Below are 12,404 nucleotides of genomic sequence, written 5' to 3'. Positions count from 1 at the left end.
TAGATACCATGAAAAATATGACATTAAAAGAAATCGCCGTGGCATGCGGAGGTGTTTATTATGGGGATGAGGACAGCTATTATAAAGAAGTGAGCAGCGTCACCATTGACAGCCGGAAAATCCAAAGGGACTGCCTTTTTATTGCAATCCGTGGCAACCGTGTGGATGGACATATGTTTATCCCCCAGTCCATCCGGGAGGGAGCACTTTGCGCAGTCTCTGAGAAGAGAATTGAAACCCCATCATATCCCTACATTTTAGTGAATTCCTGCACCCAGGCGCTCAAAGATATCGCAGAACATTACCGCCGCTCCCTTCACCTGAAGGTGGTGGGAATATCCGGCAGCGTGGGGAAAACAAGCACTAAAGAGATGATTGCCTCTGTACTCTCCCGCAAGTTTAATGTTTTGAAAACCGAAGGGAATTTTAACAACGAGATTGGCCTGCCCCTGACTATTTTCAATGTACGGGAAGAGCATGAAATTGCCGTACTGGAAATGGGAATTAGTGATTTCGGCGAAATGGAGCGTTTAGCAAAAATAGCAAGGCCAGATATCTGTGTGATTACTAACATTGGCTGTGCCCATCTTGAGCAGCTGAAAAGCCGGGAAGGCATACTTAAAGCTAAGACTGAAATGTTCCTATATATGGATCCCCAGGGGAGTATCATTTTAAACGGTGATGATGATATGCTATCTACCGTCACTCCTGCCAACAGGATCATCCCTGTATTCTTCGGCCTCAACAGAGAGCACAGTTATCATGCTGAAAATATAGAAACCCAGGGACTTAAGGGGACTTCAGCTGACTTCTGCACGCCAGACTCTAAATTCCACGCACATATCTCTATACCCGGCGAGCATATGGTCTATAATGCTCTGGCTGGAGTCGCGGTGGCACGTGCACTCGGGATGAATGATGAGGAAATAAAAGAAGGGATCGAGGCTCTTGCCCCCCTTGCGGGACGGGGCAATCTAATCGACACTGGATATTACACTCTGATAGATGACTGCTATAATGCCAATCCTGCTTCCGTGACGGCCTCCCTCGACATACTTTCCCAGGCAGAGGGAAGAACGGCCGCAGTCCTCGGTGATATGTTCGAACTGGGGCCCGCAGAACGTAAGATGCATTATGATGTGGGCAGACATGCGGCCAAGTCCGGAATCACTACCCTCATCTGCATTGGAGAATTATCTGAGGAAACTGCCAGAGGCGCTGCTTTTGAAAATCCTGTTATGGAGATTTATTACTTTGAGACAAAAGAGGAATTTCTGGAGCAGGCAGATGAACTGTTAAAGAAGGGGGACACAGTTCTCATAAAAGCTTCCCACGGCATGAAATTTCCAGAAATTATAGAAGAACTAAAGAAAAGGCAGGGGTAAATATGGAATATGAAATGCTGGTATTAGATCTGGACGGCACACTGACCAATTCCAAAAAAGAGCTTACTGAACCCACAAGAAAGGCTCTGCTCACCATTCAAGAAGAAGGCAAAAAAGTAGTCCTGGCCAGCGGACGCCCTATAAACGGGGTGCTCCCTCTGGCCAGGAAGCTTAAACTGCAGAAATACGGGAGCTATATCCTCTCTTTCAATGGAGCGCGGATAACAAGGTGCCTTGATGGGACGGATATATACAACCGGACGCTCCCTAAAAATGTTATCCCAGTTATTTATGAGCTTATTTCTTCTATTTCAGGCTTGGATCTGTTGACCTATGAAGGAGATAACATTTTATCCGGCATTTCTGTAAACGAATATACACAAAAGGAAGCATTTATCAACAAAATGGCAGTAAGGCAGCTGGCTGACTTTACCAGCTATATACAATTCCCAATCAACAAGCTTCTGGTCACAGGAGCGCCCCCTATACTTGAGAAAGTGATGCCCATTCTTAAAGGCCATTTTCATTCACTGTTAAATATTTATCGTTCTGAACCCTATTTTCTGGAGATTATGCCCCAGAATATAGACAAAGCCTATTCCCTGCAGAAGCTTCTCAGCAGCATTGGGATGTCCTCTGAACAGATGATCTGCTGCGGAGATGGCTATAATGATATTTCTATGATTGAATATGCCGGCCTGGGGGTGGCCATGGAAAATGCCCAAAAAATAGTGCGGGAGACTGCTGATTTTATCACCCGCTCCAATGATGACGACGGTATCCTGCATGTAGTTAATACGTTTATGAGACAGAAGCCTTCTCTGGCAGCTGCGCCAGAATAATCGCCCCAAAAACAAGGGCACATCCCAATATTTCTCTGGCTGTAAGCGTCTCATGCAGGACAAGCCATCCTGTCAGGACTGCAAATACGGATTCCAGGCTCAGTATAAGTGAGGCTACTGTGGGATTCGTATTTTTTTGCGCAATAATCTGCAGTGTATATGCTACTCCGCAGGACAATATCCCTGCATATAGTAGCGGCAGGTATGCTCCTAAGATGGCATCTGCCGATGGTTTCTCTACTATGCACATAGGCACTGCACAGAGAATGCCGGAGACGAAAAACTGAATGCAGGACATTTTTACTCCATCTACTTTGGGTGAAAAATAATCAATCATTAAAATATGGAGAGAAAATATAACTGCACACAGTACCACCAGAAAATCCCCCTTTGATATAGAAAAACCTTCTTTGATACAGAGAAAATACATCCCCGCTGTGGCTAAACCTACGCCTATCCATATTCTTATACCTGCCCTGTTGCCCAGAAAAACACCTAAGACAGGGACAATCAAAATGTACAATGCCGTTATAAACCCTGCCTTTCCAGCACTGGTATATAGAATCCCCACTTGCTGCAGGGAGCTGGCAATCCCTAATGCTATTCCACAGCTAACCCCTCCTGCCCAGAGTAATTTTTTATTTTCCGCTGGCCTATCCCCAATATCCTCTCCTCTTTTTTTCTCCATTGACCATATAAGAGGAAGAAGTACAAGTCCTCCCAGGAGGCACCGGACAGAATTAAAGGTAAATGGCCCAATATAATCCATCCCCACACTCTGTGCCACAAAAGCGCTTCCCCAGATCAGCGCTGTCAACATTAACATCCCATTATTTTTCAGCTTTGCATTCATAAGTCTTTTATCCTTCGTTTTATAAATCTCTTATTTCTGCTTACAGGAACCTGCTGGCATCCCAGGTACAACTTACTCTCAGCGTAAAAGCAGCCTTTCCAGTCTTCCGATATATTCCCGGACATTTTCCTGGGACAGACAATAATACACCTTTCCGTCCCGTTTCTCTACAGCCACAAATCCACATTCCAATAATACATTCATATGATGAGATGTGGTGGATGGGGATAATTCCAAAGCTTCTGCAAGCTCTAAATTATATTTGCTCGAACTTTTCAGCATACATAAAATGTCCATCTTACTCTTATCGCTGAAAGCTTTTGACTGCCTTACAGCTATCTCCCTCATAGTTGAGCTTTCTGTCTCCTGCTCTTCTAAAAACCGGAATAAAACGCCCCTGTAAGTACTTGTGTAAAACACCACTTGTAAAAGTGGATAAGCCAATGTAACATGTATTTCCTCCTGGCCTCCCAGAAGGCCGGCTATCTGTGCAAACCTGTTGCCTCCCCCTGTATTAGGCAAAAGCTTGTCCAGAGACTTTTTCACATCATCTTTTGCCTTTTCAAAAGCCGGAATATTCTTTCGGATCATTTCCATCAGTTGTACAAACCATTGTCCAGTCCCCCTTAGAAGTTCCAATACATACCATTTTTCTTCGTTTTTAACATCTGTCCGGTTCAAAAACTCTATCATCGTCCTCTCATCTGGAAGCTGCGGCATATCTGATATATCTGGCAGTTCAGCATGTTCCACTGTGTCTGCTATATAAAATGCAAGAAAACTCCTCAGGTACATCGGGTCAATTTCTTCAGGCTTCTCCAGATACTCCCGGTTTTCCGTTGCCACAGCCAGCAGAAGAAGCAATAGATTATTATCAGCTTCACCAAAACTTGAATTGCCAAAAAAGAGAGATTCCTGAGGTAAGGTAACTTTATACTTCTGGAATGTTTCCACATACTTTTCTACCACAGAATAATGTTTTCTAAAAAAGGTCTCCCCATCTATTCCATATTCATCAAGCTGACCGATAGTTTCCTTTCTCCAGTCATCCATATGGCTTATAGAGAGAAGTCCTAACACTTCAAATATAGGGTCAAGCTCATAATTTATTCTAAAATCCATAAATACCCTCCTACTACTGATACATATTTGATATCCGTCTGGAAGCCTAAAGCTGATCTGCCGGGCCTCCCTTTCTACAGAATAAACTTATGTTATTACGCAGACAGCAATAAATCAATACTATATTTTAAAATCGCGGCAGATTCAGTATCTCTGCTATAAACACATGGAGCATGTGTCATGGAATATCCCTGGCCGCATGGGCATAAAAACCCTCCCCAAATTCTATATTAATAAAATATATTTGACTTTTATAGAATATTATATTATTTTATATTTATAAAATATATTTTACATATTTCAAATACTTTAACAGAAAGGAAAATAATGTATGAAAATCTTTATTTCTAAAGACAAACTTTTATTGGCTGCTGCCATGTTTATGGGCGGTATAAGCGCTATGCTTTCTGCTTTTATCTCCGTCCTGCTGCAGCAGATTATTGATGTGGCCGCAAAAAAAGATATGCATTCATTCTCAGATTTATTTATTGTCATGCTGCTATATCTAATATCACTTGGTGTTATTGGATTTTTAGAAGCTTATCTTGGGAAACTGTTAATAAAAAATGTCACCTCCCGTTTGAGAAAAGATATATTTCATGGAATTATCACCAAAAATCCAGAGGACTTTACTTCCAGGAATACTGCTGATTATCTCTCAGTTCTGCTCAATGATGTCAAATTAGTGGAGGAGAACTACCTAACCCCCCTTATGCTTTGTACACAGATGGCTGTACTTTTTTTGTCCACACTCGGCCTGCTGCTTTATTTGAGCTGGGCCTCGGCCGTCATTCTCGTACTTTCTCTCCTGCTTATGTTCCTGCTCCCCAGCCTGCTTGGCGGGCAGATGAAAAAAAGGCAGGATATATACTCTGAAAAGCTGGCCGCCTTCACGTCCTGCTCCAAAGAACTTTTAAGTGGATATGAGGTAATCCGGGGATACAGTATGTACAGCTCCATTTTCAGGAAATTCCAGGCCTCCAATCTGATGGCTGCAAAGAAAAAATTTTCTGCTGATACCCTCCTGGCTGTCAATGAATGCGCCTCTGATATCTTATCTGCCATGAGTGTGATTGTCATCGTATTTGTCTCTGCCTGGCAGCTTCTTAAAGGGCAGATAACTATGGGAACTCTGCTTGCACTGATCCAGCTTGGTACAATGTTCATGACGCCGGTGGTAATCCTGATGCAGAATATACCCAAAATTCGTGGAATAGCTCCTGTCCTGAATCGTCTTAAAGAGTTTACAGATTCCGCCCCCTCCACTCTGGATCCTGCCCTTGCAGCCGCTTCTCCCAAAACGGGTGCTGCCCCTTGGCCCTTTACCCAGGAACTTTTATGCCAAGGCCTGAGTTTTAAGTATACCGACGGCCGGCCTATACTAGATAACCTGTCACTTTCTATTAAGCCTGGCGGGAAATACGCCCTCCTGGGAGAGAGCGGCTGCGGAAAATCGACTCTTATCAGGCTCCTCACTGGTTATTCGATGAACTTCAGCGGGACAATAAGCTATGACGGGAAATCCGTAAAGGATTTTTCACCGGATGAGATGAACCGCCTGACGGCAGTGATCCACCAGAATGTTTTTCTGTTTGACGCAGATATTTATTATAATATCTGCTTAGGTGAAACCTTTACCCAGGAAGCACTTCAGGCAGTGCTGGAGGACAGCGGGGTAACCCAATTCCTGCCTTCCCTGGAAAAGGGCCTTTCTTCCAAGACAGGTGAAAACGGCTGCCGGCTTTCCGGCGGGCAGCGCCAAAGGATTGCTGTTGCAAGGGCGCTGATACGCAGGACCCCCATATTAATTATCGACGAGGGAACCTCTGCCGTAGACCAAGAGACGGCTTTTGAAATTGAAAGCAGGCTCTTAAAAAAGCGGGGACTTACAGTCATCACAATTACACACCATATGAACGAAACACTACGGCCTGGCTATGACCAGATTCTTACACTTCACCAGGGTCATTTTTAAGTGTTAAGTGCTATTATTAATCCTCTAATCTATATCATATTAAACCGGGGTTATTTTATAATGGAGTTAAAATGAACAGGAGGAGGTTTTATATGCAGCAGACAAAGAAAGAGTATATCCATCCGGGTTATTTTTCAGAAAGTGCAGCCGCTGACGCGAGGAGAAAAGAATTTGACATAAAAAACCATTCCCTCATACATACGCAGCAAAAGCCAGATTTTATTTTTGCCGGAGATTCTATTACACAGTTTTGGGAGTTAAATGCCTACTTTAACAGGCCCGGCCAATTAATTATAAACCGGGGGATAGCTGGCGATACAACTACCTGGCTTTGCAAAAGATTTTATGCGGACGTACTTCAGCTCAATCCCCGATATTGTATTTTGGGTATAGGAATCAATGATTCCCTGGATTTAGATGGAGACTATTGGAAGAGAATACCTCCAAGTCCCTATGGAGAGGTCATAGAGAAGGCCAAAAACAATATACTGGATATAATCAGGCAGGCAGCCTCCACTGATACTCCCCTTATCCTTACATCCCTGTTGCCCTTTGATATCCCCGTATCCCTGTACGAGCCTGTCCGCGAAGAATTTGTCAGAGACATGAACTGCTGGCTTATGCAGACTGCACAACAAGAAAGCCTAATATACGTGGACTACTATAGTGCAATTGTAAATCCAGATACAGGCAAAATTCTTGCTGGTACGACTTACGATGGCCTTCATCCTGATGCTGTTGGCTATGGAATCATGTCTGAAGTGTTAAAAAGCACATTAATTCAGAATAATATATACATTTAGAACACTTTCCATTTTACAAAAAGCACATTCCTTTAAACCAGAAGTATTCACATACTAATTATTGTTACAGCAAAAATATGATATCAGGAGGATATTAACATGATTTATGATTCTATCAAGAACAAAGAAAACTACAGAAAGAATGTGACTCTTTATAAGATTCTGTGCTGCCTGGATGAACTAGATCCTTCCGCCCCCTCACTGGATCACACATGCTTCGGAGATAGCTCTGTCCATGGCAATCTCGTCTCCCTGACTACAAAACCAGCTAAGGACTGCATTTTTGAGGCACATAAAAATTTCATCGACCTACACTACATCCTAAAAGGGACAGAAAAAATCGCCACTGCTGATATAACTGCACTGGCTGTCCAAACTCCCTATGATGCTGACAAAGATATTGGCTTTTATACAGGCGAAAAGGCAGGAGAATATTCTTTAACCCAGGGAGACTTTATGGTCTGTTTTCCCAGCGATGCACATATGGTGGCTATCATGAATAAAGAGCCTGAATTTGTCGAAAAAATAGTTGTTAAAATTAAAGTTCAGGAGATTTAATTAAAAGGGGACAGTCCCTTTTGCAAAAGGGACTGTCCCAAATGAACGCCATTTTCAGAATATTCAGATAATACCTTTCTTTACCCATTGTCAGGATGTCTTTGTATAAAATTATAATAGGCTCCCAGCATCCCCGCACGATTTTGGTTTTCTGCAAAAGCCAGCCTAGTATAGTCCAAAACAGAGGGGATTAAATATTTTTTTAGGCTAGTTTGAATTTTTTCTTTGAGGAACTCCTTCTGTGCCATGATTCCGCCCCCCAAAACAACCACTTCTGGGTTGAGGACATAGCAAATATTTGCTATTCCCATCCCCAGAATATCCACCATCTCGTGAATTGCCTGGATGCAGGCAGCATCCCCTCTCTTTGCGTCTTCAAATATTGTAATACCATTTATAGCTGAGGGACAAAGGCCTCTGCTTTTAGCTACTTTCCCAACCAGTATACTGCCGGCTCCCAGATCCTGGAACTGGCCGCCTGGCAGGTGCATATACCCTACCTCACAGGCGCTGCCTGAGAATCCCCGGAATATTTTTCCGTCTATGACTGCGGCGCCCCCTATTCCTGTCCCTATAGTGAGACATACGCTGGTCTTGCTCCCCCTGGCCGCGCCTGCATAATATTCAGCAAGTCCAGCACAATTTACATCATTTTCTACTTCACAGGGAAGGCAAAAGGTTTCTTCCAATGTTTTCTTTATCTCTGTTCCTGTATAATTGGGAATCAAAGGGGCGGAATATATAATTTTCCCCGCATCACAATCCACCATCCCTGCTGTGGAAATACAAATGCCCTGGGGACTGTACTCTCTGATATATTCTTTAATAATCTTCCCTGCCTTATCCAGGATACCAGAACCTCCATATTGTCTTGCTTCCGTGGGCATTTCGCCTGTATCCAGAAATTCACCCTGGCTCTGGATGGCCCCGTATTTTATAGATGTCCCGCCTATGTCAATACATATATATTTTTTCATATTATAGGCCTTTCCAAACCTTATTAAACAATTTTGTTCAAAGATATTTTTGCTCCGCTTCCTGAATCATCGCACAGGCTTCCCGCGCAATCCCCATATCCTGATCTTTAAGGTTCTCCAAAGGCAGCCTTACCCCGCCGATGTCCAGCTTTTCCTTTTGGCGCAAAATCTCTTTTGCCACTGCATACATATTGGCATGTGCGGAACACATCTTATAAATTACTTCATTTATATCATACTGCAGTCCTACAGCCTTTTCCCGTTCCCCTTTTTCAATTAATTCATTTAATTTCAGGAATAATCCGGGCATTACCCCATAGGTACCGCCAATCCCTGCGTCTGCTCCGATGGCGCGCCCGGCAGTAAACTGTTCATCTGGTCCGTTGAATACAATAAATTCATCCCTGGCAGCCATTCCGGCAGCCTTAAACATTTGTATATCCTGTGTGGAAACAGAAGAATTTTTTACCCCTACTACCCTGGGATTTTTAAGCATCTCCCCAAACAGACTCATTGTCAGCGCTGTACCGGCAAGCTGCGGGATATTATAAATAATAAAATCTGTATTCGGGGCCGCACTGCTGACCGCATTCCAGTATGATGCAATGGAATATTCCGGCAGCCTGAAGTAAATAGGCGGAATTGAAGCAATAGCATCCACGCCCAGGCTCTCAGAATGCTCTGCCAGTTCCATACTATCCTCTGTATTGTTACAGGCCACATGGTTGATGACCGTCAGCCTGCCTTTGGCGGCCTCCATCACATTTTCTATAACCATTTTCCGCTCTTCCACCCTCTGGTAAATACACTCTCCTGAAGAGCCGTTAACATAAACTCCTTTTACCCCTTTTTCAACAAAATACCGGGTAAGCTCCTGCACTCTTTGGGGACTGATCTTCCCCTGTCCATCATAGCAGGCGTAAAAAGCCGGAATAATCCCTCTATATTTTTCTGATTTTCCCATTGTCTGACAGCCTCCTTATGATAAATTTGTCAACTTTTCTATTTCTTCGGTAAAAGTTCTTGTAATAATCTGGGGACGTGTAATAATAGAACCCACTACCACGCTAAAACATCCTAACTCAAGTACACGTCTTGCTTTTGCAGGCGTATTTATATTCCCCTCTGCGATCACAGGATGCCTCACCTTTTCTAAAATCGTCCTGATAATCTCAAAATCATTTTTTGCTATTTCATCCCCCTTGCTTTGGCTGGTATACCCCACCAATGTTGTCCCGATGAAATCAAAGCCTAATTCATCTGCATAACATGCTTCCTCTATAGTAGAACAATCCGCCATTAACAGCTGGGCCGGATATTTATGCCTGATATCCCTGTAAAAAACATCAAGGGCCAGGCCTCCCGGCCTTAATGCCTCCGTTGCATCAACAGCAATAATCTCTGGCTTTACTTCCATCAGCTCGTCTATCTCTTTCATGGTCGGTGTTATATAAACTGGACTGTCATCATAATCTCTTTTCACGATACCGATAACCGGAAGTCCCACATTCTTTTTAATTTCTTCTATATCTTCTTTTGTATTGGCCCGTATGCCTTTTGCCCCGCCTTCTTCAGCCGCTCTGGCCATTCTTCCCATTATAAGGGAAGAATGGAGCGGTTCATCGGGGAGGGCCTGGCAGGAGACAATGAGGCGGCCCCTCAAATTCTCAATATTATGTTCCATCAAATTACCTCTCCGAAGTTCAATTTAATTTCCAGCCGTATTCTGAACTAATTCGTCAATTGTGAACCTTTCATATTTCAGAATATTCTTCAAATGCAATTCATCCCTTGACCATGAATCATATTTTTCATACAGCAGCCCAATCTCACCGTCTGGCAGCTCTGTAAGGCAGGAATAGGAATATCCAATTTGTGGGCCATCTACAGAATAGGAATACTTCCAATCTACGGTATACTTATCTGTCCCTGTATTCCCCGTATCCTGAATCAGTCCAACCCATATCTTTCCATTTTTACGCCCGTTTGTGGCATTGGGAGATGACAAAATAATTGCCGGCTGTCCGTCAACAGTCTGTGAATAATTGATTACAGACAGCTGCGTGCCATAAGAAGTTGTACTAATCTGTGACAAGGGCACTCTGTCGCTCCATGTTTCTCCGCCGTCAGCGCTTGACACCTCAGCAATATACCCAGATCCTGTACGCAAATATGTCTTCAGTGAACCGTCAGGCATTTCCACTATCTGAGCCTCCGCAGTTGCACCGCCTGTAAAGTTATCGGCCTCCACGTACGTCCAGTTGTCGCCGTGGTCGTCACTGTACATAAACCCAAGCTCTGCCGATGACTTTGAATAAAGAGGCACAATCAGCCTTCCCGCATATTCACCTGTAGAAATCTGTTTTCCTACGCCAGGCCCTACAACCAGGAACTTAGAGTTTTCCGGCTTAAAACTGCTGACAATTTGAAGTCCTGACCATGTGTCCCCCTCGTCATCTGAATACCGCATAGCCAGATAATTAGTGGGAAATGCTTTAAAGACTGAATCCTTATAGAATACATTCATATTGACATCCTGGTCTGTTTGGCTCTCAATCAGATTAGAGCCTTCAAAATTATAGTCATACTGTTTACAAGTCAGCGCAGTGTCATTTTGATAAAGGTTATACTCCTGGTCTACACGAAATTCTGTAGGCTCTCCTGTGACATCATTATAGATAATCCCATTCTCACGGACAGAATAGTTGTAGTCATTGGCTCCCTCTTCACTCCGCCTGAGTTTCAAATATTTCTTTCCATCTATTTCTTTAAACCCTGAACCCACTGATGCGTTTGAGCTTCCAATCCCAGCCGGCATAAGATCTGCAAACAAAAATATTCTCTTCGTGTCTCTGTCCTCCAGCAGGACAGGATCTATATAGGAAGCGCTTCCCTGAATCTGGACATTTTTCCCTACAGAATCCCTTGGCCAGTCAATATTTTTGCCAATATAGTCGTCAAATCGCAGCGGAAGTGTAGGCTCACCCCATGTATTCCCTCCATCTGTACTCTTAGAAAAGGCTATATTAATCTTACTTTTAGAATCATGGGTCCCCCCATACCGCGCATCTGCCGCCGTAATAACCGTGCCTGAGCTTAAGGTCAGCAGGGACGGGATTCTAAAGTAATTTGAATGGGTAGCGTCCCCGGCATAAAAAATATTTTCTCCATATTGCGTGGCACCTGTTTCCTGGATCAGCTCCTCATCTGTAAGAGGATTTCCATATACTTTGACACTTTGGATCGTTCCCCCAAATGGATATGCAGTTTGTCCGCTGCGCATTGTGCCGCCCAGAGTCACGTTATCTACCCCAGAAATATCACTGATAAATTTAAATGCCTCTTTGTCTAAGGTAGCCAGTAATTCACCGTTTGCAAATAATTTATACTGTCCGTTTTCTGCATCAGCTTTAAATGCAACCGTATTGACCACCTGCTCTCCTTTATACAAGGAACGCACAGAGGCGGGCATCGACATTGTATATTTAAAATCTTCATCCGTATTTCTCAGCTCCATGCCTACACCGCCGCCGGACGTAATATAAATATGGAAATGCCTGTTTTGGTTTCCTGCTGTACTATTACCTACACTGAACAAAGACTGTATTGCATTCTGGCTGGTTGACTTATAGGCTACGACAATTGTCCCCTGGGTCAGGGCCTTGACATAATCTGCCCCGGCTTCACCATCTAAACTTACTCCCTGGCCTTCTGTAACCTCCACATTATCTTTTTCCAGCACAATACCGTCTAAAGTACCTTCCTCCGCCTGGCTTACGGCCGGCACTTCAGGATTCTCTTCATTTGCAGACACGGTCATCGGCGATATTCCCATAGCCGAAACTAAAACCAATGCAGTTGCTTTCTTCCCCCATTTATTCATCGTAAT

11 protein-coding genes are annotated in these 12,404 nt (G+C 43.6%); 5 read left to right on the top strand and 6 right to left on the bottom strand.

All coding sequences use genetic code 11. The features are described 5' to 3' along the window. Positions 1 to 8 precede the first annotated feature (8 nt). On the top strand, positions 9 to 1,385 hold the full coding sequence (locus EFA47_RS00945) for a UDP-N-acetylmuramoyl-tripeptide--D-alanyl-D-alanine ligase (RefSeq protein WP_122641604.1): 1,377 nt from the start codon (positions 9 to 11) through the stop codon (positions 1,383 to 1,385). A gap of 2 nt (positions 1,386 to 1,387) precedes the next feature. Further along, entirely contained in the window at positions 1,388 to 2,227 is an 840-nt protein-coding gene (locus EFA47_RS00940) for a Cof-type HAD-IIB family hydrolase (RefSeq protein WP_122641603.1), read from the top strand. On the opposite strand, the gene EFA47_RS00935 is transcribed toward EFA47_RS00940, so the two are convergent. Both EFA47_RS00935 and EFA47_RS00930 read right to left on the bottom strand, forming a co-directional pair. Beyond that, the gene (locus EFA47_RS00935) at positions 2,187 to 3,080 is read right to left on the bottom strand and encodes a DMT family transporter (protein ID WP_122641602.1); all 894 of its coding nucleotides are present in this window, start codon (positions 3,078 to 3,080) and stop codon (positions 2,187 to 2,189) included. The genes EFA47_RS00940 and EFA47_RS00935 overlap by 41 nt on opposite strands. Positions 3,081 to 3,158: 78 nt before the next feature. Further along, positions 3,159 to 4,202 carry an ArsR/SmtB family transcription factor gene (locus EFA47_RS00930; protein ID WP_122641601.1) on the bottom strand — a complete coding sequence of 348 codons (1,044 nt, stop codon included), beginning with the start codon at positions 4,200 to 4,202 and terminating at the stop codon, positions 3,159 to 3,161. Positions 4,203 to 4,533: 331 nt separating this feature from the next. Between EFA47_RS00930 and EFA47_RS00925 the strand changes: the two genes are divergently transcribed. From EFA47_RS00925 to EFA47_RS00915, 3 genes are all read left to right on the top strand, one after another. Continuing rightward, on the top strand, positions 4,534 to 6,177 hold the full coding sequence (locus EFA47_RS00925) for an ABC transporter ATP-binding protein (protein WP_122641600.1): 1,644 nt from the start codon (positions 4,534 to 4,536) through the stop codon (positions 6,175 to 6,177). Positions 6,178 to 6,269: 92 nt separating this feature from the next. Further along, positions 6,270 to 6,980: a GDSL-type esterase/lipase family protein gene (locus EFA47_RS00920; protein ID WP_122641599.1), complete on the top strand. Its 711-nt coding sequence runs from the start codon at positions 6,270 to 6,272 to the stop codon at positions 6,978 to 6,980. A 99-nt stretch (positions 6,981 to 7,079) separates the two neighbouring features. After that, complete coding sequence (locus EFA47_RS00915) at positions 7,080 to 7,538, top strand: YhcH/YjgK/YiaL family protein (RefSeq protein ID WP_122641598.1); 459 nt, start codon at positions 7,080 to 7,082, stop codon at positions 7,536 to 7,538. 80 nt (positions 7,539 to 7,618) lie between these two features. On the opposite strand, the gene EFA47_RS00910 is transcribed toward EFA47_RS00915, so the two are convergent. Genes EFA47_RS00910 through EFA47_RS00895 form a run of 4 tightly spaced genes read right to left on the bottom strand, consistent with a single transcriptional unit; the run spans position 7,619 to position 12,398 of the window. Then, positions 7,619 to 8,515, bottom strand: a complete 897-nt coding sequence (locus EFA47_RS00910) for an ROK family protein (RefSeq protein WP_122641597.1) — start codon at positions 8,513 to 8,515, stop codon at positions 7,619 to 7,621. A gap of 37 nt (positions 8,516 to 8,552) precedes the next feature. Then, positions 8,553 to 9,479, bottom strand: coding sequence for a dihydrodipicolinate synthase family protein (locus EFA47_RS00905; RefSeq protein WP_122641596.1), 927 nt, complete (start codon positions 9,477 to 9,479; stop codon positions 8,553 to 8,555). Positions 9,480 to 9,494: 15 nt separating this feature from the next. Next, entirely contained in the window at positions 9,495 to 10,199 is a 705-nt protein-coding gene (locus tag EFA47_RS00900) for an N-acetylmannosamine-6-phosphate 2-epimerase (protein WP_122641595.1), read from the bottom strand. 24 nt (positions 10,200 to 10,223) lie between these two features. Beyond that, complete coding sequence (locus EFA47_RS00895) at positions 10,224 to 12,398, bottom strand: sialidase domain-containing protein (protein WP_122641594.1); 2,175 nt, start codon at positions 12,396 to 12,398, stop codon at positions 10,224 to 10,226. Positions 12,399 to 12,404: the final 6 nt, after the last annotated feature.

It is taken from the genome of Luxibacter massiliensis, from assembly GCF_900604355.1.
Lineage (GTDB): Bacteria > Bacillota > Clostridia > Lachnospirales > Lachnospiraceae > Luxibacter > Luxibacter massiliensis.
This window is presented reverse-complemented; position numbering and strand designations above follow the sequence as displayed.

Coding starts and splice junctions, on each gene's coding strand:
- EFA47_RS00895 (WP_122641594.1), bottom strand. CDS start 12,398: ATGAATAAATGGGGGAAGAAAGCAACTGCATTGGTTTTAGTTTCGGCT.
- EFA47_RS00920 (WP_122641599.1), top strand. CDS start 6,270: ATGCAGCAGACAAAGAAAGAGTATATCCATCCGGGTTATTTTTCAGAA.
- EFA47_RS00905 (WP_122641596.1), bottom strand. CDS start 9,479: ATGGGAAAATCAGAAAAATATAGAGGGATTATTCCGGCTTTTTACGCC.
- EFA47_RS00940 (WP_122641603.1), top strand. CDS start 1,388: ATGGAATATGAAATGCTGGTATTAGATCTGGACGGCACACTGACCAAT.
- EFA47_RS00900 (WP_122641595.1), bottom strand. CDS start 10,199: ATGGAACATAATATTGAGAATTTGAGGGGCCGCCTCATTGTCTCCTGC.
- EFA47_RS00915 (WP_122641598.1), top strand. CDS start 7,080: ATGATTTATGATTCTATCAAGAACAAAGAAAACTACAGAAAGAATGTG.
- EFA47_RS00925 (WP_122641600.1), top strand. CDS start 4,534: ATGAAAATCTTTATTTCTAAAGACAAACTTTTATTGGCTGCTGCCATG.
- EFA47_RS00945 (WP_122641604.1), top strand. CDS start 9: ATGAAAAATATGACATTAAAAGAAATCGCCGTGGCATGCGGAGGTGTT.
- EFA47_RS00930 (WP_122641601.1), bottom strand. CDS start 4,202: ATGGATTTTAGAATAAATTATGAGCTTGACCCTATATTTGAAGTGTTA.
- EFA47_RS00935 (WP_122641602.1), bottom strand. CDS start 3,080: ATGAATGCAAAGCTGAAAAATAATGGGATGTTAATGTTGACAGCGCTG.
- EFA47_RS00910 (WP_122641597.1), bottom strand. CDS start 8,515: ATGAAAAAATATATATGTATTGACATAGGCGGGACATCTATAAAATAC.